Annotated in this window: 16 protein-coding genes; 9 read left to right on the top strand and 7 right to left on the bottom strand. The window is 72.6% G+C overall.

Going from position 1 to position 22430, the window contains the following annotated elements:
- Positions 1–81: 81 nt before the first annotated feature.
- The gene (gene clpB, locus HL189_RS18230) at positions 82–2673 is read right to left on the bottom strand and encodes an ATP-dependent chaperone ClpB (protein ID WP_369135136.1); all 2592 of its coding nucleotides are present in this window, start codon (positions 2671–2673) and stop codon (positions 82–84) included.
- A 212-nt stretch (positions 2674–2885) separates the two neighbouring features.
- Between clpB and HL189_RS18225 the strand changes: the two genes are divergently transcribed.
- Both HL189_RS18225 and HL189_RS18220 read left to right on the top strand, forming a co-directional pair.
- Positions 2886–3347: a MarR family winged helix-turn-helix transcriptional regulator gene (locus tag HL189_RS18225; RefSeq protein WP_369135135.1), complete on the top strand. Its 462-nt coding sequence runs from the start codon at positions 2886–2888 to the stop codon at positions 3345–3347.
- A 180-nt stretch (positions 3348–3527) separates the two neighbouring features.
- A complete protein-coding gene (locus HL189_RS18220) occupies positions 3528–3953 on the top strand; it encodes an OsmC family peroxiredoxin (protein ID WP_369135134.1) in 426 nt (141 codons plus the stop codon).
- An 82-nt stretch (positions 3954–4035) separates the two neighbouring features.
- Here HL189_RS18220 and HL189_RS18215 read toward each other — a convergent pair whose 3' ends face one another.
- From HL189_RS18215 to HL189_RS18200, 4 genes are all read right to left on the bottom strand, one after another.
- Entirely contained in the window at positions 4036–5679 is a 1644-nt protein-coding gene (locus HL189_RS18215; protein ID WP_369135133.1) for a DHA2 family efflux MFS transporter permease subunit, read from the bottom strand.
- A 50-nt stretch (positions 5680–5729) separates the two neighbouring features.
- Entirely contained in the window at positions 5730–6239 is a 510-nt protein-coding gene (locus HL189_RS18210) for a MarR family winged helix-turn-helix transcriptional regulator (protein WP_369135132.1), read from the bottom strand.
- A 232-nt stretch (positions 6240–6471) separates the two neighbouring features.
- Positions 6472–9384: an FAD-binding and (Fe-S)-binding domain-containing protein gene (locus HL189_RS18205; RefSeq protein ID WP_369135131.1), complete on the bottom strand. Its 2913-nt coding sequence runs from the start codon at positions 9382–9384 to the stop codon at positions 6472–6474.
- A complete protein-coding gene (locus HL189_RS18200; RefSeq protein ID WP_369135130.1) occupies positions 9381–10556 on the bottom strand; it encodes an alanine--glyoxylate aminotransferase family protein in 1176 nt (391 codons plus the stop codon). The genes HL189_RS18205 and HL189_RS18200 overlap by 4 nt, the downstream gene beginning before the upstream one ends.
- 223 nt (positions 10557–10779) lie before the next feature.
- On the opposite strand from HL189_RS18200, the gene HL189_RS18195 reads away from it, so the two are divergent.
- From HL189_RS18195 to HL189_RS18185, 3 genes are all read left to right on the top strand, one after another.
- Positions 10780–12291 (top strand): SLC13 family permease, encoded by a 1512-nt coding sequence (locus HL189_RS18195; RefSeq protein ID WP_369135129.1) that lies wholly within the window; start codon positions 10780–10782, stop codon positions 12289–12291.
- Between the two features lie 119 nt (positions 12292–12410).
- Positions 12411–13688: a CaiB/BaiF CoA transferase family protein gene (locus HL189_RS18190; RefSeq protein WP_369135128.1), complete on the top strand. Its 1278-nt coding sequence runs from the start codon at positions 12411–12413 to the stop codon at positions 13686–13688.
- Positions 13685–14455, top strand: coding sequence for an enoyl-CoA hydratase/isomerase family protein (locus tag HL189_RS18185; RefSeq protein ID WP_369135127.1), 771 nt, complete (start codon positions 13685–13687; stop codon positions 14453–14455). Before HL189_RS18190 ends, HL189_RS18185 begins: the two co-directional genes overlap by 4 nt.
- On the opposite strand, the gene HL189_RS18180 is transcribed toward HL189_RS18185, so the two are convergent.
- Complete coding sequence (locus HL189_RS18180; protein WP_369135126.1) at positions 14436–15242, bottom strand: IclR family transcriptional regulator; 807 nt, start codon at positions 15240–15242, stop codon at positions 14436–14438. The genes HL189_RS18185 and HL189_RS18180 overlap by 20 nt on opposite strands.
- A gap of 372 nt (positions 15243–15614) precedes the next feature.
- Here HL189_RS18180 and HL189_RS18175 point away from each other — a divergent pair, with 372 nt between their 5' ends.
- The 4 genes from HL189_RS18175 (at position 15615) to HL189_RS18160 (ending at position 21840) form a co-directional block, all read left to right on the top strand.
- A complete protein-coding gene (locus HL189_RS18175; RefSeq protein WP_369135125.1) occupies positions 15615–17102 on the top strand; it encodes an FAD-linked oxidase C-terminal domain-containing protein in 1488 nt (495 codons plus the stop codon).
- Positions 17102–18289 (top strand): FAD-binding oxidoreductase, encoded by a 1188-nt coding sequence (locus HL189_RS18170; protein ID WP_369135124.1) that lies wholly within the window; start codon positions 17102–17104, stop codon positions 18287–18289. Before HL189_RS18175 ends, HL189_RS18170 begins: the two co-directional genes overlap by 1 nt.
- Complete coding sequence (gene glcF, locus HL189_RS18165) at positions 18290–19921, top strand: glycolate oxidase subunit GlcF (RefSeq protein WP_369135123.1); 1632 nt, start codon at positions 18290–18292, stop codon at positions 19919–19921.
- Positions 19922–20082: 161 nt separating this feature from the next.
- Positions 20083–21840 carry an L-lactate permease gene (locus HL189_RS18160; protein ID WP_369135122.1) on the top strand — a complete coding sequence of 586 codons (1758 nt, stop codon included), beginning with the start codon at positions 20083–20085 and terminating at the stop codon, positions 21838–21840.
- A gap of 93 nt (positions 21841–21933) precedes the next feature.
- On the opposite strand, the gene HL189_RS18155 is transcribed toward HL189_RS18160, so the two are convergent.
- The gene (locus HL189_RS18155) at positions 21934–22422 is read right to left on the bottom strand and encodes a MarR family winged helix-turn-helix transcriptional regulator (RefSeq protein WP_369135121.1); all 489 of its coding nucleotides are present in this window, start codon (positions 22420–22422) and stop codon (positions 21934–21936) included.
- Between the last annotated feature and the right edge of the window lie 8 nt (positions 22423–22430).

The raw sequence follows: 22430 nt of genomic DNA, 5'->3' as shown, positions 1-22430 counted from the left end.
GCGTCCAGCCGCGCGGGGATCGGGGTCCGCATGCGACGGAGCCCGCCACCCCTGCCGGGGGTGACGGGCTCCGCCCGGGCATCAGGCGCGGGTGACCTGCAGCCCGATCGAGTCGTCGGCGACGTCGACCGGCCAGTCGACGAGGACCTGGTCGCCGTCCCGGATCTCGCCGGACAGCAGCGCCTTGGCCAGCTGGTCGCCGATGGCCGACTGGACCAGCCGGCGCAGCGGCCGCGCCCCGTAGACCGGGTCGAACCCGTTGAGCGCGAGCCACTCGCGGGCGGCGTCGGTGACCTGCAGGGTCAGCCGGCGCGCCGCGAGCCGGCGGCCGAGCACACCCACCTGGATGTCGACGATGCCGGCGAGCTCCTCCGACCCGAGGGCCCGGAACATCACCACGTCGTCGAGCCGGTTGAGGAACTCCGGCTTGAAGTGCGCCCGGACGACCTCCATCACGGCCTTCTGCTTCTGCTCGTCGGGGATCGACTGGTCGGCGATCACCTGCGAGCCGAGGTTCGACGTCAGGATCAGGATGGTGTTCCGGAAGTCCACCGTCCGCCCCTGGCCGTCGGTCAGCCGGCCGTCGTCGAGCACCTGCAGGAGCACGTCGAAGACGTCCGGGTGCGCCTTCTCCACCTCGTCCATCAGGACGACGGTGTACGGGCGCCGCCGCACCGCCTCGGTGAGCTGGCCACCGGCCTCGTACCCGACGTAGCCGGGCGGGGCGCCGACCAGCCGGGCCACCGAGTGCTTCTCGGAGTACTCGCTCATGTCGATGCGGACCATCGCCCGCTCGTCGTCGAAGAGGAACTCCGCCAGCGCCTTGGCCAGCTCGGTCTTGCCGACGCCGGTGGGGCCGAGGAACAGGAAGGACCCGGTGGGCCGGTCGGGGTCGGAGACGCCCGAGCGCGCCCGGCGGACGGCGTCGGAGACGGCGCGGACCGCGTCGGGCTGGCCGACGACGCGCTTGCCGAGCCCCTCCTCCATCCGCAGCAGCTTCTGCGTCTCCCCCTCGAGCAGCCGGCCGGCGGGGATGCCGGTCCAGGCCTGGACGACGTCGGCGATGTCGTCCGGGCCGACCTCCTCCTTGAGCATCGACTCGCGGTTCGCGACCTGGGCCTCGGCCTCGTCCAGCTCGCGCTGCAGCTGCGGCAGCCGGCCGTAGCGGAGCTCGGCGACGTGCGCCAGGTCGCCGTTCCGCTCGGCGCGCTCGGCGTCGAGCCGGGCAGCCTCCAGCTCCTCCTTGATGTGCTGGATGCGGTCGATCGCGGTCTTGTCCTGCTGCCAGCGGGCGGTCAGCTCGTCGAGCTCCTGCCGGCGGTCGGCCAGCTCGCTGCGCAGCGCCGCCAGCCGCTCGATGGAGGGCTCGTCGTCCTCCTTGGCCAGCGCCATCTCCTCGATCTCCAGCCGGCGCACGATCCGCTCCACCTCGTCGACCTCGACGGGGCGGCTGTCGATCTCCATGCGCAGCCGGCTGGCGGCCTCGTCGACCAGGTCGATCGCCTTGTCCGGCAGGAACCGGGCGGAGACGTACCGGTCGGACAGCGTCGCGGCGGCGACGATCGCGGTGTCGGTGATCCGCACGCCGTGGTGCACCTCGTAGCGCTCCTTGAGCCCGCGCAGGATGCCGATCGTGTCCTCGACCGAGGGCTCGCCGACGTACACCTGCTGAAACCGGCGCTCCAGCGCAGGGTCCTTCTCGATGTGCTCGCGGTACTCGTCCAGCGTGGTGGCCCCGACCATCCGCAGCTCGCCGCGGGCGAGCATGGGCTTGATCATGTTGCCCGCGTCCATCGCCGAGTCGCCGGTGGCCCCGGCGCCGACGATGGTGTGCAGCTCGTCGATGAAGGTGATCACCTGGCCCTCGGCCTCGGTGATCTCCTGCAGCACGGCCTTGAGCCGTTCCTCGAACTCGCCGCGGTACTTGGCCCCGGCGACCATCGCGCTCAGGTCCAGCGCCATCAGCCGCTTGCCCTTGAGGCTCTCGGGGACGTCGCCGGCCACGATCCGCTGGGCGAGGCCCTCGACGATCGCGGTCTTCCCGACGCCGGGCTCACCGATCAGCACGGGGTTGTTCTTGGTGCGCCGGGAGAGCACCTGCACCACCCGGCGGATCTCGGTGTCCCGCCCGATGACCGGGTCGACCTTGCCGTCCCGCGCGCGCTCGGTGAGGTCGACGGCGTACTTCTGCAGCGCCTGGAAGGTGCCCTCCGGGTCGGCGGTGGTGACCTTCCGGTTGCCGCGGACGGTGCGGAAGGCGGCCAGCAGCGCGTCGCGCGTGGCACCGGAGCCGGCGAGGACCGCGCGGGCCTCCCCCTCCGTGGTGGCGAGGCCGACGAGCAGGTGCTCGGTGGAGACGTACTCGTCGCCGAGCGCGCCGGCCTGCTCGCTCGCGGCGTTGATGGCCCGGAGCAGCTCGCGGGACGGCTGGGGCGCGGGGACCGTGGCACCGCTGACGCTCGGCATCCGGCGCAGGGCCGCGTCGGCCTTGGCCCGGACGTCGGCCGGGTCGGCGCCGGTCGCCCGGAGCAGCGGGCCGGCGATGCCGTCGGTCTGCTCGAGCAGCGCGACGAGCAGGTGCAGGGGCTCGAGCGCCGCCTGGCCGCGGTCGACCGCCAGCCGCTGGGCGGCGGTGATCGCCTCCTGCGAACGCGTGGTCAGCTTGCTCTGCATGGTCGGGTCGTGCGTCCTCTCGATCGGGTGCCGGCACGGTGGCCGGCATGTCGCTCAGCACAACGACGGAGGAGTTGAGTCTGTTCCACTCAACCCTGCCCGTCCAGCCGCCGCGCGGCCGCTCGCCGCGGGAACGGTTGCACGCCGCCGGCCGACCGGCGAGACGGACGACACGGCGGCCTGCCGCCAGGTTGCGCCCTACTCTGGGGGCCATGACGGACACCCCGTCGCCGAGCGTGGCCCTCGACGACCAACTGTGCTTCGCGCTCTACGCGGCCTCCCGGGCGGTCACAGCGCGCTACCGTCCGCTGCTCGACGAGCTGGGCGTGACCTATCCGCAGTACCTCGTGCTGATGCTGCTGTGGGAGCAGGACGGGCAGACGGTCGGCCAGCTGGGCAACCGCTTGGCACTGGACTCCGGCACCCTCTCCCCGCTGCTCAAGCGACTGACCACCGCCGGTCTGGTCACCCGGCACCGCCGGGCCGACGACGAGCGGTCGGTGTCGGTGCGCCTCACCGATGCGGGCCGGGCGCTCCAGGGCCCCGCCTGCTCGATCTCCGCCGAGATGATCGACGTGCTGGCGCTGGACAGGCAGCAGTTCGCCGATCTGAAGGGGCAGCTCCGGCTGCTCACCGAGCGCGTCGCCCAGCCCCGCCAGGACGCCGCCGTCTGAGGAAGGACCCCCTTGCCCCCGCCACTCGCAGGCTCGCGGCGGGGCCCTGCAAGGGGGCCGCACGGCCGGGCCGACTGGGGTGGCGGGAACGGCGTCGGCTGGCCAGGGTTGTCCCCGACACGACACGGTGATCGTCCCTGGCGCATCCCGCGCCGGCGGACGCAGCCGCAAGGAGGTCCGATGCCCACCCGTACTGCCCGCACCGCCTGGAACGGTTCCCTGCAGGAGGGGTCCGGCCAGGTCGAGCTCACCAGCTCGAAGGTCGGCACCTTCGACGTCAGCTACCCGAAGCGCACGGCGGACGAGGCCGGGGGCACGACCAGCCCCGAGGAGCTCATCGCCGCCGCGCACTCGTCGTGCTTCTCCATGGCGCTGTCCAGCGAGATCGGCAAGGCCGGCGGGACGACCGAGTCCCTCGACGTGACCGCCGAGGTGACCCTCGGCGCCGGCGCCATCACCAAGATCGCGCTCACCGTGCGCGGCGAGGTCACCGGCCTGGACGCCGACGGCTTCCAGAAGGCCGCGCAGGCCGCCAAGGAGGGCTGCCCGGTCAGCAAGGCGCTCGCCGCGGTCGACGAGATCACCTTGGACGCCGCGCTGGTGTGACGAAGGACCCTCCTGCCCCCACTGCAGGGGGGACACGAGGGCCTGCCTCCCACGCGGGGAGGCAGGCCCTCGTCGTCCGGGCTCAGCCGCGGGGGTGGCCGGCGAGCTCCCCGTCGACGTCGGCGGTGGCGTCGGCCTCGGTCCGCATCCGTTCGTCACCGGTCTCGGTCCGCAGCGCCACCTCCCGGATGAAGACGATGGCGAGGACCGTGATGACCGAGAGGCACGCGGAGATCAGGAAGATCCGGCCGGTGGCGTCCCCGTAGGAGACCTGGATCAGCTCGCGGATCGGCGCCGGCGCGTTGGCCAGCGAGGCCAGGCCGATCTCCCCGGAGCCGCCGGCCGCGGCCTCCGCCGCGCCGGGGACGGTCGCGAGGCCCTGCTGGATGAGGTCGCCGACCCGGTTGGACAGCACCGCGCCGAGCACCGAGACACCGATGGTGCCGCCCAGGCTGCGGAAGAAGGCGACCGCGGAGCTGGCCGCCCCCAGGTCGGTCGCCGCGACGGTGTTCTGCACGGCCAGCACCAGGTTCTGCATCGTCATCCCGATCCCGATGCCGAGCACCGCCAGGAAGACGCCCAGCAGGACCATGTCGGTCGCGTGGTCGATCGTGGCCAGCAGCCCGAAGCCGCCGGCCACGAGCAGCGACCCGGCGACGAGGTACCGCTTCCACCTGCCGTGGCGGGTGATCAGGATGCCGGAGACGGTCGAGGAGACCAGCAGGCCGCCGACCATCGGGATGGTGAGCAGGCCGGCCGCGGTCGGCGAGTAGCCCCGCGAGATCTGCAGGTACTGGCCGAGGAAGACGGTCGAGCCGAACATCGCGACACCGATCGCCACGCTGGCGATGATCGCGAGCGTCGTCGTCCGGTCCTCGAACAGCCGCAGCGGCACGATCGGCTCCACCGCCCGCAGCTCGGTGACGACGAAGGCGATGATCGCCAGCACGCCGCCGGCGAGGAACAGCGCGGTCTCGACCGAGGCCCAGGCGAAGCTGCTGCCGGCCAGGGTGACCCAGATCAGCAGCGCGGAGACACCTGCGGTGAGGAAGGCGGCGCCGAGGTAGTCGATCGTGACCTTCCGCTTGGTGACCGGCAGGTTCAGAGTCCGCTGCAGCAGCACCAGGGCGACGACGGCGAACGGGACTCCGACGTAGAAGCACCAGCGCCAGCCCAGCCAGCTCGTGTCGACCAGCAGGCCACCGAGGAGCGGGCCACCGACCGTGGCCACCGCCATCACCGAGCCGAGCAGCCCGGAGTACCGGCCGCGCTCCCGCGGGCTGATCATCGCCGCCATCGCGATCTGCACGAGGGCCTGCAGCCCGCCGAGCCCCAGCCCCTGCAGCACCCGCCAGCCGATCAGCGTGTCCACCGACTGGGCGAGCCCGGCCAGCATCGAGCCGACGATGAAGATGACGATCGACAGCTGGATCAGCAGCTTCTTGCTGAACAGGTCGGCGAGCTTGCCCCAGATCGGCGTGGACGCCGTCGAGGCCAGCAGGGTGGCGGTGACCACCCAGGTGTACTGGCTCTGCGTGCCGCGCAGGTCGGTGATGATCGTCGGCAGGGCGTTGGAGACCACGGTCGAGGACAGGAAGGCCACGAACATCGCCAGCAACATCCCGGAGAGCGCCTCCAGGATCTGCCGGTGGCTCATCCGGCCCTGCTGCTCAGCCGGTGGCGCAGCGGGTCCGGCGGCGGGCCGGACGGCGGCGGGGGTGTTCATGCGGGTTCTCCTGGTGGTGCGTTCAGGGCGGCGGGGGACGACGGCGGGGGTCACCGGACGGCGGCGGTCGGCGGCGCATCGGCCGGGAGTCGGGACGGCGGCACGACCGGGCGGCGGCCGGCCCGGTCGAGCCCGTCGGCCAGCTTCTCCAGCAGTGCGGTGAGCTGACGGGCCTCGCCCTCGGTCCAGTCGTCGAGCGCGGCGACGGCCCACTGGCCACGCACCTCGCGGGTGCGGGCGAGCGCGGCGACGCCGGCGGCGCTGAGGTTGATCAGGCTGGCCCGCCCGTCCCGCGGGTCGGGCTGCCGCTGCACGTAGCCGGCCCGCTCCAGCGCCGCCACCTGCCGGCTGGCGACCGAGACGTCGACCCCGGCGGCGACGGCGAGCGCGCTGCACCGCTGCGGGCCGTCCTGCTCCAGCGGCACGAGCATCGCCCAGCCGAAGGAGGGCAGGTCGCCGTACAGGTCGGCGGCCACCCGGTGGCCGAGCTGTCGGGCGGTGCGCGTCAGCCGGGCCACGCCGGCGGTCAGCCGCTCGGAGGTCTCCGGGGTGAGGTGCACGTCGCCGTCCTTGTTCGCCGTCCGCGGGGGGACCCCCGCTACATGTAGACAGCACACATCGTGCGCTCATTGGTTGCCGCAAGCAACCTCACGAAGATGTGACGGTCCCCACGGACGCACGACGACGGAAGGCCCGCCCCCGGGGTCTCCGGGGACGGGCCTTGCGTCGTGCGGCCCCCTCGCAGGGTCCCGCCGCGAGCTTGCGAGCGGTGGGGGCGAGGGGGCCCTTCTACTACGAGGCGAGGGCCTCCAGGACCAGCTCGGCGGGGTGCCACGCGTTCCGCTCCGTGCCGTGGAAGATCTGCTCCCGGCAGGAGACGCCGGTCGCGGCGATGACCGCGTCCGGCGCGGCCGCCCGGACCGCCGGGAAGAGCCGGTCCTCCCCGACCTGCAGCGACACGTCGTAGTGCTCGGACTCGTACCCGAAGGACCCGGCCATGCCGCAGCACCCGGCGTCGAGCTCCTGCACCGTGACGCCCGGGATCCGCTGCAGCAGCGCCACGGTCGCCGCGGTGCCCGCCTCGGCCTTCTGGTGGCAGTGGCCGTGGAACACGACCGTCCGCCCGGCCAGCCAGCTGTCCTCCCGCAGCCGCAGGCGCCCGTCGTCGATGGCCTCGACGAGGAGCTCCTCCGGCAGCCGGACCCGTGCGGCGACGTCGCGCACGTTCGGGTCGTCGGGCAGCAGCTGCACGTGCTCGGCGCGCAGCGTGAGGATGCAGGAGGGCTCGCACCCCACGATCGGCGACCCGGGCTCGGCGCCGGCGCACAGGTTCGCCGCCAGCTTCTGCGCCTTGCCCCGGGCGTCGTCGAGCAACCCCTTGGAGATGCTCGAGCGGCCGCAGCAGCCCTTGCTCTCCAGCCGCACCGGGTGCCCTGCCGCCTCCAGCAGCCGCACCACGGCCTGGCCGATGCCCGGCTCGGTGTAGCTGGTGAAGGAGTCGGCCAGCATGGTGACCGGCTGCTGGGTCGCGTTGGCCGGTGCCTGGTGCTTCTTGAACCAGCGGATCAGCGTGGTCCGCTGGAAGACCGGCAGCCTCCGCTGGCGGGCGATCCCGAGCCTCGAGTCGAGCACCGCCCGCAGCGGCTTGATCTTCCCGGGCAGGTTCGACAGCGGCGCCGTCGCCGATCCCAGCCGGTTCAGCGTGCGGATGGCGCCGAACACCCGGGACCGGAGCGGGATGCCGTGCTCGTCGTACTTGTGCGCCAGCGCCTCGGCCTTCATCGCGGCCATGTCCACGCCCAACGGGCACTCGCTCTTGCAGGCCTTGCACATCAGGCACAGGTCCAGCGCCTCGTGCAGCCGCTCGTCGCCCAGAGCGGTGTGCGGGTCGCCCTCGCTCAGCGCCTTGACCAGGGCACCGGCCCGGCCGCGGGTGGAGTGCTCCTCCATCCGGGTGGCGATGTAGGACGGGCACATCGCGCCGGTGGTCGACTTCCGGCACAACCCGATGTTCATGCACCGGTCGGCGGTGCCGAACATGCCGCCGACCACGTCGAACTGCAGCCGGGTGCGCAGCGGCCCCGGCTGGGGCGGGTTGGCGTCGCGCAGGTGCTCGGTCATCGACGGGGAGTCGACGATCTTGCCCGGGTTGAGCCGGTTCTGCGGGTCGAAGACCCGCTTCACCTCACGCATGGCCTCGTACAGGTCGTCGCCGAACAGCTCGCGGTTGAACTCGCTGCGGGCCAGCCCGTCGCCGTGCTCGCTGGAGTTGACCCCGCCGTACTCGCGGACCAGGTCCTTGATCTCCACGGCGACCGAGCGCATCACCTCGACCTGACCCGGCTTGGTCAGGTCGACGAAGGGGCGGATGTGCAGGCAGCCGACCGAGCAGTGGCCGTAGAACCCGGCCTCGAGGTCGTGCCGGTCCAGCACGTCCTTGAACCGGGCGGTGTACTCGGCCAGGTACTTCGGGTCGACGGCGGTGTCCTCGACGAACGCCAGCGGCCGCCGGGCACCGACGGAGTTGGCCATCAGCAGCCCGAGGGCGGACTTGCGCACCTTCATCAGGGCACCCTGCTGGGCCGGGGTGACCGCCCGCAGCGTGTGGTACCCGTGCCCGTTGCGCTCCCAGAGCTCGATCAACCGGTCCATCTTGTCGACCAGCTCGGCCTCGTCGTCCCCGGTGAAGGAGACGAACAGCAGCCCGTCCGGGTCGCCGACCAGGATCTTGCCGAGCGCGGCGTACTCGATCTTCTGCCGGGACAGGTCGAGGATCGTGCGGTCCAGCAGCTCCACGCCGGCGGGCTCGAGGGAGAGCGCGTCCTCGGTGGCGTTGATCGCCTTCTGCACGGTCTCGAAGTGACCGACGGCGAAGACCTGCTTCGACGGCTTGGGCACCAGGCCCACGCGCGCCGCCGTGACGATCGCCAGGGTGCCCTCGGAGCCGACGATGAACTTCGCCAGGTCGAACGGCTGCCCGTCGGTGAGCCGGTCCAGGCGGTAGCCACCGGCCCGCCGCCAGAACTCCGGGAACCCGGACGCGATCGCCGCGCCGTTCGCGGCGACGATCTCCGGCAGCCGGCGGTAGATCTCCGCCTCGAGCGTGTCCCCCTGCGCGCGGCGGGCCCGCTCGGCCTCGTCGACGACGCCGAAGGTGGCCGTCGACCCGTCGGCCAGGACGACGTCGACCTCCTCGACGTGGTCGATCGTCATGCCGAAGCGCACCGAGCCGCTGCCGGCGGAGTTGTTGCCGATCATCCCGCCGATGGTGGCGCGGTTGGACGTCGACGTGTCCGGCCCGAACATCAGCTTGTGCGTGGCGGCGGCCCGGTTCAGGTCGTCCTGCACCACGCCGGGCTCGACCCGGGCCGTGCGCGCCTCCGGGTCGATCTCGGTGATCCGGTGCATGTGCCGGGAGAGGTCGAGCACCAGACCCGGGCCGACGGTCTGCCCGGCCAGGCTGGTGCCCGCCCCGCGGGCGAGCACCGGGACACCGGCCTCGTTGGCCAGCCGGACCGCGGCCGCGACGTCCGCGGCGTGCGCCGGGTAGGCGACGCCGATCGGCATCATCGTGTACATCGACGCGTCCTGGCTGAACAGGTGCCGGGTGTAGTCGTCGAAGGCGACCTCCCCGTCCAGGGCGCGGGTCAGCTCCCGCTCCAGCTCCTCCGCGCCCACGCGAGCGCGCTCGGGCGCGGCGGTCACGGCTGCTGGAGCCGGTCGAGAGCGGCCTGCAGACCGGTCGGGTCGATCTTCACGCCGCTGCGCACCAGACCCATCTGGACGCCGGCGAGCGTGCCGGCCAGGGTCAGGTCGTTGAAGTGGCCGAGGTGGCCGATGCGGAAGACCTTGCCCGCCAGCTTGGTGAGGCCGGCGCCGAGGGACATGTCGTACTCACGCAGGATCAGCTCCCGCACGGCGTCGGCGTCGTACTCGTCGGAGAGCAGGACCGCGGTGAGCGAGCCGGAGTACTCGCGCTCGTCGAGGGCGAGCACCTCCAGGCCCCAGCCGCGGACCGCGGCGCGGGTGGCCTCGGCGTGCCGGGTGTGCCGGGCGTAGACGTTCGGCAGGCCCTCCTCGTCCAGCATCTTCAGGGCCTCCTTGAGGCCGAAGAGGATGTTCGTGGCCGGCGTGTAGGGCCAGAAGCCGTTCGCGTTGGCGGCGAGGATCGGCTCCCAGTTCCAGTAGGACCGCGGCAGCTTCGCCGTCTTCGACGCCTCGAGGGCCTTGTCGCTGATGGCGTTGAAGCTGATCCCCGGCGGCAGCATGAGCCCCTTCTGCGACCCGGAGATGGTCACGTCGACGCCCCACTCGTCGTGGCGGTAGTCGATGCTGCCCAGCGAGGAGATCGTGTCGACCAGCAGCAGGGCGGGGTGCCCGGCGGCGTCGATCGCCTGGCGCACCTCACCGACCCGGCTGGTGACGCCGGTGGAGGTCTCGTTGTGGACCACCATGACGGCCTTGATCTCGTGCCCGGTGTCCGCGGCCAGCTTCTCCTGCACCGCCTCCGGCGGGACGCCGTGCCGCCAGTCGCCCGGCACGAAGTCGACCTCGAGGCCCATCTCGGTCGCCATCTTCTGCCACAGGGTCGCGAAGTGGCCGGTCTCGAAGCACAGCACCCGGTCGCCGGGGGACAGCGTGTTGACCAGCGCCGCCTCCCAGGCGCCGGTGCCTGAGGCGGGGTAGATGATCACCGGCTGCGTCGTGCCGAACGGCGCCTTGACGGCCTCCAGCACCTCCTTGCCCAGCGCGGCGAACTCCGGTCCCCGGTGGTCGATCGTGGGGAAGTCCATCGCCCGCAGCACCCGGTCCGGGACGTTGGTCGGCCCCGGGATCTGCAGGAAGTGCCTTCCACCCGTGCTCGTCGTCACTGACATGCCTCCGGCCTCTCGGTCATCAGACTCCGGCGGTGATGCTCGAAGTCCACCATGCGGGAGACTACTACCGTCAGGCGGATTACCGAAGTCGAGGCAACGTGACGTGTGACGCTTGACACGGGGGTGCTAGTCGTCTTGACTTCCCCGCTAGCGAAAACGCACTTCCGCATCGCGGAAGCTCAACCAGCGGGCGATGGTGCCCGCTCCGAGCCTGAGGACGCCGGTGTCCGTACAGCTAGTCCTGATCTTGATACTTCTGGTGATCTTCCTGGTCGCCACGGTGCTGCCCGTGCACATGGGGGCCCTCGGGTTCGTCGCGGCCTTCGTCGCCGCCTACTTCATCTACTCCGGGGGTGAAGAGGGCTACGACGACATGGTCTTCGGGTTCTTCCCGGGGTCGCTGTTCGTCGTCCTGGTCGGTGTCACCTACCTCTTCGCCATCGCCAAGAACAACGGCACGGTCGACTGGCTCGTCCACGCCGCGGTCAAGGCCTCCGGCGGCAAGCTGGTGGCCATCCCGTGGGCCATGTTCGCCGTCACCGGCGCGCTGACCGCGATCGGCGGCGTGGTGCCGGCCGTGGTGGCCATCATCGCCCCCGTCGGCATGTCCTTCGCCCGCCGGTACGGGATCAACCCGGTGCTGATGGGCCTGTTCATCATCAACGGCGCCACCGCCGGCGGCTTCTCGCCGCTGTCGATCTTCGGTGTCATCACCAACACCGTGGTCGCGGACAACGACCTGCCGGGCAGCCCGATGTTCCTGTGGGGCGCCTCGATCGTCATCAACATCCTGCTGTCGATCGTCGTGTTCTTCCTCTTCGGCGGCCGCAAGCTGCTGGGCGGCGGCCGGGTGGACGTCACCGACCGGGGTGACGACGACTTCGTCGCGGCCACCGTCGCCGGCGACGCCACCGAGGACACCGGGGCCGACATCCCCGGTGGCCCGGCTCCGGCCCGCCGCACCGCGGTGGGCAGCACCAGCACCGGCGGTGCCGCGATCTCCGGCGGCCAGGTCACCGAGCCGCGGCACGGCGAGCCCGGACACCACCACCCCACCGCCGGCGAGCGTGCGGACACCAAGGCCGTGCAGACCACCGCGCTGGCCGAGGAGCCGCACGAGGGCCAGGTCACCACGCTGGACCGGGACCGGGCGCTCACCCTGGGCGGCCTGGTGCTGCTGGTGCTCGGCGCGCTGGTCTTCGACCTGGACATCGGTCTGATGGCCATCACCGTCGGCGTGCTCCTGTCGATCGTCGCCCCGCGCGGCGCGAAGGGCGCCGTGGGCCAGATCGCCTGGCCGACCGTGCTGCTGATCTGCGGCATCGTCACCTACGTCGGGCTCATGCAGGACCAGAACGTCCCCGGCTGGCTCGGTGACAACGTCGCCAAGCTGGGCGTCCCGCTGATCGCCGCGCTGCTCATCCTCTACATCGGTGGCATCGTCTCGGCCTTCGCGTCGACCACCGGCATCCTCGGTGCGCTCATCCCGCTGGCCGTGCCGTTCCTGCAGGGCGACAACGCGATCGGGGCGATCGGCCTCATCACCGCGCTGGCGCTGTCGTCCTCCATCGTGGACTCCAGCCCGTTCTCCACCAGCGGTGCCCTGGTGGTGGCCAACGCCACCGAGGCCGAGCGCGACCGGACCTTCAAGAACCTCATGGTCTGGGGCTTCTCGATGGTCGCGATCATCCCGCTGGTCACCTGGCTGATCCTGGTCGTCCCCGGCTGGCTGTGAGGACGGCAGCAGCACTGCCCTGATCGACGAACTGCGCCCCGGCCGGCCGACCCGCCTGCCGGGGCGCAGTCATGTGCAGGCCACGATCCACCCACGGCAACCACACGCGGAGGCAACCCATGAGCAGACCCGCACCCACGGAAGACACCGCCCGCCCGCCCCTCACCGGGATCACCGTGCTGGAGGTGGGCGTCTTCATGGCCGCCCCCTACGCGGCCATGCAGCTCGCCGACCTCGGCGCGCAGGTGATCAAGGTCGAGGACCCCCGGGCCGGGGACCCGGTCCGGGCCAGCGGCCCCTTCCTCGACGGGGAGAGCTCCCCGTACCTGCGGCTCAACCGGAACAAGCAGTCCGTCGCGCTCGACCTGAAGTCCGCGGCGGGCAAGGACGCGTTCCTCGCCCTCGTCCGGACCGCCGACGTCGTCATCGAGAACCTGCGGCCCGGGGCGATGAAGCGGCTCGGCCTCGGCGCCGCCGACATCTGGGAGGTCAACCCGCGGGTCGTCTACGCCTCCGGCTCCGGCTGGGGGCAGGACGGGCCGCTCGCGCCGCTGCCCGGGCTGGACATCATGGCCCAGGCGCGCAGCGGGATCATGAGCATCACCGGCACCCCCGGCGGCGAGCCGGTCAAGGTCGGCGTCCCGGTGTGCGACCTGGTGTGCGGGCTGTACCTCGCCCTGGGGGTCACCGCGGCGCTGCGCGAGCGCGACCGGACCGGGCTGGGCCAGGCGATCGACGTCTCCCTGTTCGAGGCCGGGGTGAGCCTCGCCGTGTGGGAGGCCGGCAAGTACTTCGCCACCGGCGAGGTGGGTGGCCCGCTGGGCTCGGCGCACCAGAGCCAGGCCCCGTACCAGGCCTTCCAGACCGCCGACGGCTGGATCACCATCGGGGCGAACACGCCCAACACCTGGGCCGGCCTGTGCAGCACGCTGGACATGGCCGAGCAGCTGGCCGACGAGGGGTACTCCGACCCATCCCGCCGGCACGCCCGCCGCGGCGAGCTGCTGGACGTCATCGAGTCCCGGACCCGCACCCGCACGACCGCGGACCTGCTGGCGGCGCTCAACGAGGCCGGCGTCCCGTCCGCGCCGATCAACGACTACGGCCAGGTCTTCACCGACGACCACCTGGGCCAGCGGGACTTCTTCTGGGACGCACAGCACCCCTCGCTGGGACCCGTGCGGCAGATCGGCTCGCCGATGCGGATGTCGCGCACCCCCGCCGTCCGCGGGGTCGCCGGGCCGCCGCTGGGCGCCGACACCCGGACCGTGCTCACCCGGGCCGGCGTGCCGGCCGACGTCGTGGACGCGGTGGCCCCGCCCGGTCCCCCGCCGCTGGACTCCGAGGTCGCCGCCCCCACCCGCCCGCAGCCCGCCGTTCCGGGTGAAGGCGCATGAGCGAGCTCGAGGTCACCCAGGACGGCGCCGTCCTGCACGTGCTGTTCAACCGGCCCGAGGCGCGCAACGCGATGACCTTCGCGATGTACGAGGGGCTGGTGGAGGCCTGCGACCGGGCCGACGGGGACGACTCCGTGCGGGTGATGGTGCTCCGCGGGGCCGGCGGCCGGGCCTTCGTGGCCGGCACCGACATCAGCCAGTTCCAGGAGTTCACCAGCGGCGAGGACGGCATCGCCTACGAGGAGCGCATCACCCGGGTGGTGAACCGGCTCGAGGACGTCGGCGTCCCGACGATCGCCGCGGTCGAGGGCGCCTGCGTCGGCGGCGGGCTGGCCATCGCGGCCGCCTGCCACCTGCGGATCGCGACCGTGTCCTCGCGTTTCGGGGTGCCCATCGCCCGGACCCTCGGCAACTGCCTGTCGATGAACAGCTACTCCCTGCTGGTGCACCACCTGGGGCCGGCGCGGACGCTGGACATGCTGCTGCGGGCCCGGCTGCTGTCGGCCGAGGACGCCGCCGGCGCCGGGTTCGTCAGCCAGGTGGTGCCCGACGGCGAGCTGCAGCCCGCGCTGACCGCGCTGGTCGAGGTGCTCCTCAGCCATGCCCCGCTCAGCATGAAGGCCACCGGCCAGGCGGTCGCCCGGCTCCGGCGGGCCAACCTGCCCGACGGCGACGACCTGGTCCGGGAGGTGTTCGGCAGCGCGGACTTCCGGGCCGGCGTCGCCGCCTTCGTGGCCCGGGAGCAGGTCAGCTGGACCGGCCGCTGAGCGCCCGCGGGCCATCCTCGTCGAACTCGCTCGCGAGCGAGACGGCGGTGGCCCGCAGCTCGGCGACGATGCCCGGGACGCTCTCCATCGGCACGCGCCCCTCGGGCCCGGAGACCGAGATCGCCGTGGCCGCCGGCCCGCCCGGGACGGCCACGGCGATGCACCGGACGCCGATCTCCTGCTCCCCGTCGTCGAGGGCGTAGCCCTGCGCGGCGATCTGCGGCAGCTGGGCGAGCAGCTCGTCGACGTCGGTGACCGTCTTGACGGTGCGCGGGGGCATCCCGCCCCGCTCCAGCAGCTCGCGGGCGGTGTCCTCCGGCAGCTGGGCCAGCAGCGCCTTGCCCACCCCGGTGCAGTGCAGGTGCACCCGGCGGCCCACCTCGGTGAACATGCGCATCGAGTGCCGCGAGGGCACCTGGGCCACGTAGACGACCTTGTCGCCGTCCAGCATCGCCAGGTTGGCGGTCTCGCCCGTGCTGTCCACCAGGGCGCTCAGGTGCGGGCGGGCCCAGCTGCCCATGGTCCGCGACGAGCTCTCGCCGAGGTGGATCAGCCGGGGGCCGAGCACGTACCGGCGGGAGGGGAGCTGGCGCACATAGCCACGGGCGACCAGCGTGCGCACCAGGCGGTGGATCGTGGACAGCGGCAGGCCGCTCTCCACGGCCAGCCGGGAGAGCGCCACCTCGCCGCCGTCGTCGGCCATCAGCTCGAGGATCAGGAACGCGCGCTCGAGGGACTGCACACCGCCGTCCCCCGTGCTGCCCACCGCACCCTTGATCGCGGCCATACCCGCCACTCTCCCGTCCTCCGCCGGACCGCGCGGGGCATTCCCGTCGCCTTGACCCGACTGGTAGGGAGAATACGTTTTCCACTTGGTAGATGGAACCTTCCATCTCGTGGAAGTTTCTTCGCTGGTGAACGGTGTGATCACCATGGGTGGAGATGCCCTCGCCGGGGGTCGGTGAGACGATGGTCACGCACGTGCACCGAGACGGCCCTGGCCGGCGAGCACCCGACCCCTGACCGTCCCGGCGGGCGAGCGCACGACCTGACGTACGACCCCGAGGGGCCGGAGTGGATTCTCCGGCCCCTCGGGCGCTCCACCCCTGCAGGTCCGGCGACGGAGGCGGAACACCATGAGCGGCATGGAGAAGACGGCATGACCGCGCTGGCCGAGCCAGCCGTGTCCGCGCGCACGACCGCGCTGGCCGAACAGCTCCGAGCCGCGGTCGGCATCGAGCGCGTGCTCACCGACCGCACCCAGGTGCGCACCTACGAGTGCGACGGGCTGGCCAACTTCAAGGTCACCCCGGCGATCGTGGTGCTGGCCGAGAGCCGGCAGCACGTCGTCGACACGGTCCGGCTGTGCTCCGCGGCCGGCGTCCCGTTCGTGGCGCGCGGCTCAGGGACCGGGCTCTCCGGCGGTGCGCTCCCCAGCGCGGACGGCGTCCTGCTCGTGCTGTCCCGCCTGCGCGCGCTCAGCCCGGTGGACGCGGACAACCGCCAGGTCACCGTCGAGCCCGGGGTCATCAACCTGTGGGTCACCCGTGACGCGGCACCCTTCGACCTGGCCTACGCACCCGACCCGTCGTCCCAGCTGGTCTGCTCGATCGGCGGCAACGTGGCCGAGAACGCCGGTGGTGCCCACTGCCTGAAGTACGGGTTCACGGTCAACCACGTGCTCGGCGCCGAGGTGGTGCTGCCGGACGGCGAGGTCGTGCACCTGGGCGGGCGCGCCCCCGAGCACCCCGGCTACGACCTGCTGGGCGCCTTCATCGGCAGCGAGGGCACCCTCGGGGTCGCGACGGAGCTGACCCTGCGGCTGATCCGGGTCCCCGAGGCCGTGCAGACCATGCTGGTGGGTTACCGCACGGTCGAGGACGCCGCCGGCACGGTCAGCGACATCATCGCTGCCGGGATCCTGCCCGCCGCCGTCGAGATGATGGACGCGCTGGCCATCGAGGCCGCCGAGGCCGCGGTGGCCTGCGGCTACCCCGAGGGCGCGGTGGCGGTGCTGGTCATCGAGCTCGACGGCCCGCAGGTCGAGGTCGAGGCCCAGTTCGCGCAGGTCGAGGAGATGGCCCGGGCGCGCAACGCCTTCGAGATCCGCATCGCCGCGGACGCCGCGGAGCGGGCGCTGATGTGGAAGGGCCGCAAGTCGGCGTTCGCGGCGGTCGGCCGGATCAGCCCCAGCTACTACGTGCAGGACGGCGTCATCCCGCGCACCAAGCTGCCCGAGGTGCTGGCCGAGATGAAGCGCATGGCCGACGAGCGCGGCCTGCGGGTGGCCAACGTGTTCCACGCCGGCGACGGCAACCTGCACCCGCTGGTGCTGTTCGACGACGCGGTCGAGGGCCAGGCCCACGAGGCGGAGGAGCTGGCCGGCGACATCCTCGAGCTCTGCATCACCTCCGGCGGCTCCATCACCGGGGAGCACGGGGTGGGCCACGAGAAGCGCATGAAGATGGGCAAGCAGTTCACCCCCGAGGACCTGGACACCATGCAGTTGCTGAGGTGCGCGTTCGACCCCGACGGCATCGCCAACCCCGGCAAGGTCTTCCCGACCCCGCGCCTGTGCGGCGAGCGGCCCGGTGCCCGGAAGGGCGAGCACCCGGTGCAGGCAGCGGGCCTGGGCGAGGTCTTCTGATGACGGCACCCGCCCTCACCGGCCGGACCGGCGGCCCGGACGACGCCGTCGGTGGCGTGGTGCCGGCCGAGGTCGTCCGGCCCGGCACCGTCGAGGAGGTCGCCGACGTCATGCGGGCCGCGGCGGCCGACGGGCGCACCGTCGTGCCGGTCGGCGCGCGCAGCAAGCTGACCTGGGCGGCCCCGCCGGAGTCCTGCGACCTGCTGCTCGACCTCACCGGTCTCGACCGGGTCGTCGAGCACGTGGCCGGCGACCTCACCGTCGTGGCCGAGGCCGGGGTGCCGCTGGCCGACCTCCAGGCGCAGGTCGGCGGGGCCGGCCAGCTGCTGGGGCTGGACCCGCCCGAGGACGGCGCCACGCTGGGCGGCGTGGTCAGCGCGAACGCGTCGGGCCCGCGCCGGCTGAAGTACGGCACCACGCGCGACCTGCTCATCGGCATCACCGTCGTCCTCGCCGACGGCACCGTGGCGCACGCCGGCGGCAAGGTCGTCAAGAACGTCGCCGGGTACGACCTCGGCAAGCTGTTCACCGGGGCGCACGGGACGCTCGGCGTGGTCGCCTCCACGACCTGGCGGTTGCACCCCGTTCCGCCCGCGCGCCGGGTGGTCACGCTCGAGCTGCCCGACGCCGCGGCTGCCGGCCCCCTGTCGATCACCCTGGCCCGCTCGACCCTCACCCCGTCAGCCGTGGAGCTGATCGCGGACGCCGACGGCCCCGCGCGGCTGGTCGTGCTGTTCGAGTCGATCGCGGAGTCGGTGGCGGGACAGGCCCGGGCCGCCGTCACCCTGCTCGGCGGGGGCGAGGAGTCCGAGGACCTGCCGGAGGACTTCGGCCGGCGGCCCGGGGGCGCGGACGACGTGCTGCTGCGGGTGGCCCACGCACCGGCGTCGCTGTCGGCGGTGCTGGCCGCGCTCCCCGCCGGCGCCTCGGTGGCTGCGCACGCCGCCACGGGCGTGTCCCACGTGGCCGTTCCGGCTGCGGACGCGGCAGAGTCGCTCCCCCGGCTGCGTGCCGCCCTGGCGCCGCACGACGGGACCGCGGTGGTGCTGCGGGCACCCGACGGCGTCCGCGACCAGCTGGACCACTGGGGCCCGGTCGGGGATGCGCTGGACCTGATGCGGCGCGTGAAGGAGCGGTTCGACCCCGAGCGACGGATGTCGCCGGGCCGGTTCGTCGGAGGGTTGTAGATGACGGAGATCACCCCGGGCAGCCACGGTCAGGGCGACTCGCCGCCGCCCGGGTCCCCGGGCGCCTCCGCGAACACCAACCCGGTGCGCGACTCGGTCGCCGACCTGCCCGACGGCTCGCCCACCGGCGCCGCCCGGGCCACCGACGCGGCGCCCTCCGCGGTCGTCGGCGCACGCCGCCCGCTGGACCTCGGCCAGGACATCGACCTGCCCGCCGGCACCGGGGCCGCCACCGTGGGCACCTCGACCCTGCTCGGGCTGCCGAGCACCCGGCAGGCCGTGCAGCCGGCCTTCGACGACCACCACCCGCCGGACCCGGCCCTCATCGGCGACTGCGTCCACTGCGGGTTCTGCCTGCCGACCTGCCCCACGTACGTGCTCTGGGGCGAGGAGATGGACAGCCCCCGCGGGCGGATCTACCTCATGAAGGAGGCCCTGGAGGGCGAGCCCCTCGACGACTCGATGGTGCGGCACTTCGACCAGTGCCTGGGCTGCATGGCGTGCGTCACCGCGTGCCCGTCCGGCGTCCAGTACGACAAGCTCATCGAGGCCACCCGCCCGCAGATCGAGCGGCGGTACGAGCGGTCGCGGGCGGAGAAGCTCTACCGCGACCTCATCTACAACCTGTTCCCCTACCCGAAGCGGCTGCGGGCCCTGCGGGGGCCGCTGCGCGCCTACCAGGCCAGTCGGCTCGGCAGCCTGCTGACCCGCACCGGGCTGATGCGCAAGCTGCCGGCACCGCTGCAGGCCATGGAGTCGCTCGCACCGAAGCTCGGCCCGGTGGAACGCGTCCCCGAGCGGACGCCGGCCGTCGGCCAGCGGCGGGCGGTCGTCGGACTGCTCGCCGGGTGCGTCCAGGGCACCTTCTTCCCCGACGTCAACGCCGCCACCGTGCGGGTCCTGGCCGCCGAGGGCTGTGACGTCATCGTGCCGCGCAGCCAGGGCTGCTGCGGGGCCCTGCCGGGCCACGGGGGGCGCGAGGAGCAGGCCCTCGGCTTCGCCAAGCGGACGATCGAGACCTTCGAGCGGGCCGGGGTCGACTACGTCGTCCTGAACGCCGCCGGCTGCGGGTCGAACGTCAAGGAGTACGGCCACCAGCTGCGCGACGAGCCGGAATGGGCCGAGCGGGCGGAGGCGCTGGCGAAGAAGGCCCGGGACATCAGCGAGATCCTCGTGGCGCTCGGGCCGGTCGCCGAGCGGCACCCGCTGCCCATGACCGTGGCCTACCAGGACGCCTGCCACCTGGCCCACGCGCAGGGCATCCGCGAGGAGCCGCGGAAGGTGCTGCGGGGCATCCCCGGCATCGAGCTCAAGCAGCTCACCGAGGCCGAACTGTGCTGCGGCAGCGCCGGTACCTACAACATGCTGCAGCCGGAACCGGCCCGGGAGCTGGGTGAGCGCAAGGCGGCCGCCGTCCTCGCCACCGGAGCGGACCTGATGGTGACCGCGAACCCCGGCTGCTGGATGCAGGTGGCGACGACGCTGGCCCGGATGGGCAAGCGGATGCCGGTCGCGCACACCGTGCAGGTGCTCGACGCCTCGATCCGTGGCGTGCCCGTCGAGGAGCTGCTCGAGCGTGCCCTGTCCGGGCCGGGCACCGCCCTGGCCCAGCCGGCCACCACGGACCAGTGATCCGACCCGGCTGAGAAGGGAGCCTGCCGGCCACCGCTCGCCCGGTCGTGCCCGGCCCAGGAGGGGCCGGGCACGACCGACCCGCTCCCGGTTGCACCTGCTCCTCCGGAACGTCACGCTCCACCCGGAACGCTCGTCCCTGCTCACGATGAGGTGAGACGTTGTTCGAACAGGTACTCGACCCGGTCGGCGGGTCGCTCGGGCTCTCCGCCCTCTGCGCCACCCTGCCGTTGATCACCCTGTTCGTCCTGTTGGGGGCGCTGAAGGTCAAGGCGTGGATCGCCGGCCTGGTGTCCCTGCTGGTCGCCATGCTGGTGGCGGTCGTCTTCTACTCGATGCCGGTCGACCAGGTCTTGCTGAGCGCGACCGAGGGTGCGGCGTTCGGCTTCTTCCCGATCCTCTGGATCGTCATCAACGCGATCTGGGTCTACAACCTGACGGTCGAGACCGGCCACTTCGACGTGCTGCGCCGCTCGTTCGAGAAGGTCAGCCCCGACCAGCGGATCCAGGCCATCATCATCGCCTTCTGCTTCGGTGCCCTGCTCGAGGCGCTGGCCGGCTTCGGCACCCCGGTCGCGATCTCGGTGGTCATGCTGATGGCGCTGGGCTTCGCCCCGCTCAAGGCCGCCGTCGTCGCCCTCATCGCCAACACCGCACCGGTCGCCTTCGGTGCGCTGGCCACGCCGATCATCACCCTGGCGACCGTCACCTCCGGGGTGAACGACGATCCCCGTCTGACGACGGAGGTCCTCGGCGCGATGGTCGGCCGGCAGACGCCGATCCTGGCCGTCTTCGTGCCGCTGCTGCTCGTCTTCGTCGTCGACGGCAAGCGCGGGCTGCGCCAGACCTGGCTGCCGGCGATCGTGTCCGGCATCGCCTTCGGGGTCGCCCAGTTCATCTCGGCCAACTACATCTCGGTGCCGCTGACCGACATCATCGCCGCGCTGGTGTCCGCGGCCGCCGTCGTCGCCCTCCTGCGGGTGTGGAGCCCGGTGGAGTCCCCCGACCTGGCCCGCCACGACGCGCCGGTCGGCGGCGGGTCGGCCGGCGTGACGGCCGACGAGACGCTGGGCGGGCGGCCCGGCGAGCAGGACCAGCGCGACGACCACGCACCGGGCACCGGGCACCGGGCCGGCGGGGCCGGGGCGGACGGACCGATCCGGGACAGCGGGTCCGAGGTCTTCAAGGCGTACGCGCCCTACCTGATCATCATCGTGATCTTCTCGATCTTCAGCCTGGGCCCGGTGAAGGCATTCTTCGCCGAGCAGCCGTGGACCTACCTGATCCCCTGGCCGGGGCTGGACGTCTTCGGGCCGGGCTCGGACACCGAGCTGTCCTCGACGAACTACAACCTCAACTGGTTCTCGTCCGCGGGGACCTTGATGATCTTCGCCGGCATCCTGACCATGCTGGTGCTGAAGATCTCCCCCGCCCGCGGGCTGAAGACCTACGGCCGCACCTACAACGAGCTGAAGTGGGCCATCGTCACGGTGATGGCGGTGCTGGCGCTGGCCTACGTGATGAACCAGTCGGGGCAGACCACCACGCTGGGCGCCTACCTGGCCCAGACCGGGGCGTTCTTCACCTTCCTGTCGCCGATCCTGGGCTGGATCGGGGTCGCGGTGACCGGGTCGGACACCTCGGCGAACGCGCTGTTCGGTGCGTTGCAGGTGCAGACCGCCGCCCGGGCCGGGCTGGACCCGGTCCTGCTCGCGGCGGCCAACACCTCCGGCGGCGTGCTGGGGAAGATGGTCAGTCCGCAGAACCTGGCGATCGCCGCCGCGGCGGTGGGGATGGCCGGCCGGGAGGGCGAGATCTTCCGCAAGGTGTTCGGCTGGAGCCTGCTGCTCCTGGTGTTCATGTGCCTGCTCGTGGTGCTGCAGTCGACACCGGTGCTCGGCTGGATGATCCCCGACTGACCGAGGACCACCCTGCCCCCTGCAGCGGGGCCTACAGCGCGACGGGTCCGGCCCCCGCGGGGGCCGGACCCGTCCGCGTCCCGGGTCGGCCGGTCAGCTCTGCGCGCGCTCGTCGACCTCGGCCTCGCGCTCCTCGCCCAGTCGGTTGAGCCGGCCGAGCAGCTCGGCCAGGGTGGCGACGTCGTGCGGCGCCCAGTCGGAGAGGTCGGCCTCCCAGCGGGCCCGGCGGGCGTCCCGCAGCTGGGCCAGGCGCCGGTGTCCCTCGACGGAGATCGACAGCACCTGCGCCCGACCGTCGGCGGGGTCCGCCGCGCGGTCGACGAGCCCGAGGTCGACCAGCGAGGCCACCTGGCGGCTCACCGTGCTCTTGTCCAGGCCGAGCCGGGTCACGACGTCACTGGCGCGCAGGGCCCCGGCGTCGTCCAGGAGGACCAGCAGGCCGTAGGCGGCGCCGTCCAGGCCGCGGTGGAGCTCCCCACCCAGCCGACCGCTGATCGCCCGCGACCGGCGCAGCAACAGGGCGACCTCCCGCTCGAGGGCGACGAAGGCCGCGTGGCTGTCCAGCTCAGTGCTCACGCTCACGCCCGTTC

Source organism: Modestobacter sp. I12A-02662 (genome assembly GCF_041028325.1).
Classification (GTDB): domain Bacteria; phylum Actinomycetota; class Actinomycetes; order Mycobacteriales; family Geodermatophilaceae; genus Modestobacter.
This window is presented reverse-complemented; position numbering and strand designations above follow the sequence as displayed.